Here is a 1,726-nt window from a genome sequence, read left to right on the forward strand (position 1 = left end):
CCTCCAGCACGCACCCGCCCGCCTCCCCGGCCCGGCCGCGCACCGTCACCTCCGTGCCCGGGGGCGAGAAGGACGTGGCGTTCTCCAGCAGCTCCGCCAGCAGCCGCACGGTGTCCGCGCCCACCTCGCCGCGCAGCGCCACCGCCGGCACCGCCAGCACCCGCACCCGCACGTAGTCCTCGATCTCGCTGGCCGCGGCCCGCACCGCCTCGTGCAGGCGCACCGGCGCCAGTCCCCGCCGCACGGGGGCGTCCCCGCTGAGCAGCATCAGGTTCTCGGCGTTGCGCCGCATCTGCGTGCTGAAGTGGTCGATGCGAAAGAGCGACTCCAGCACCTTGGGGTCGGTCTCGGCGCGCTCCAGCGCGTCCAACAGCCCCAGCTGGCGGTGCACCAGCGCCTGCGTGCGCCGGGCGATGTTGCGGAACATGTTGCGCACGCCCGCGCGCACCTGCGCCTCCTCCACCGCCGCCGCCACGGCCGCGCGCTGGGCGTCGTTGAAGGCCTCGGCCACCTGCCCGACCTCGTCGGTGCTCTCCACCCGCAGCCGCGGCACCTCGGCGTCCACGTCCACGCTGCCGCCCGCGCGCAGCCGTGCGGTCACCTCCGGCAGGCGCACCCGGGCGTGCTCCAGGGTGGCCGTGCGCAGGTCCTGCAGGCGCCTGCCCAGGCGCTGGGTGGCGCCCACCGCGACCGCGGAGGAGACCAGGGCGGCCACCAGGGCGGGCACGCTCACCAGCAGGACGCTGGTGCGCAGCTCGGCCGACTGCGAGCGGCTGAAGGCGATGACCCGGTCGATCTGGCCCTGTTCGACGTCGCGCATGCGCGCGTCCACGGCCTCGGCGGCGCCCTGCCAGGCGGTGGCGTTGACCGGCACGGTGGCCCCGCCCCGCACGGGCATGGAGATGATGCTCTCCTGGAGCTGGTAGATGCGCTGCACCTCGCTGTAGGACTCCAGCTCGATGTAGTCCTGGCCGTCCTCCTCGCTCATCTCGACCACGACCCGGTCCCAGGTGTAGTGCTGGGCTCCGGCCGCGGCGGCGAACTGTGCGTGGGCCTGGACGGGGAAGGAGTTGGTGGCCACCGCGTGGGCCAGGACGGTGTCCTGCTGGTTGAGGAGTTCGCGGGTGCGCATCAGCGAGGTCAGGGAGCGCAGGTGCGGGGCCTGGGCGGGGTCGGCGCGCTCGACCTGGCCGTCCCACACGCGCAGGCCCTGTTCGATGACCTCGTCGTAGACGGTGGAGGTCTCCTCCAGGTCGATCTCGGTGGGGGAGGAGGCGTCCACCCGGGCGCGCAGGGTGTCGACGCGGTTGACGGCGGCGCGGAAGGCCAGGGCCTGTTCGGGCAGGTCCTGCACGTCGAAGGCGTCCAGGCTCCGGCTGAGGGCGTCCACGGCCTCGTCGGTGCGCTGGCGCGAGTAGGTCAGGTACAGGGCGGTGCGCTCGGTGCCCCAGGCCGCGTCCATGGTGGCGCGGCGTTCGCGCTGGAGCGCGCTGATGGTCTCCTCGACGGGGACGCCGACCTGTTCGGTGAAGGTGGCGGTGGTGCGCAGTTCACCGATGTCGCCGACGAGCAGGGCGGTGAAGGCGGCCCACAGGGCCAGCAGCACGGTGCTGGGGAACAGGACCAGCGTGATCATGCGGGCGCGAAGCGAACGGCGCTTGTTGTGGGGCATGGGCTCGCTTTGGGGGAGAGCGGCGGAGGCTACCTGCGGGGGTCCGCCGGGGTG

The 1,726-nt window shown here is 73.6% G+C and carries 1 protein-coding gene; it reads right to left on the reverse strand.

Annotation, left to right across the window (positions count from 1 at the left end; genetic code table 11):
• The coding region (locus DQW06_RS02515; RefSeq protein WP_117197886.1) for a nitrate- and nitrite sensing domain-containing protein at positions 1-1,672 on the reverse strand (1,672 nt) is incomplete at its 3' end.
• Between the last annotated feature and the right edge of the window lie 54 nt (positions 1,673-1,726).

The sequence above is a fragment of the Nocardiopsis sp. TNDT3 genome (assembly GCF_003427465.1).
GTDB classification, from domain to species: domain Bacteria; phylum Actinomycetota; class Actinomycetes; order Streptosporangiales; family Streptosporangiaceae; genus Nocardiopsis; species Nocardiopsis dassonvillei.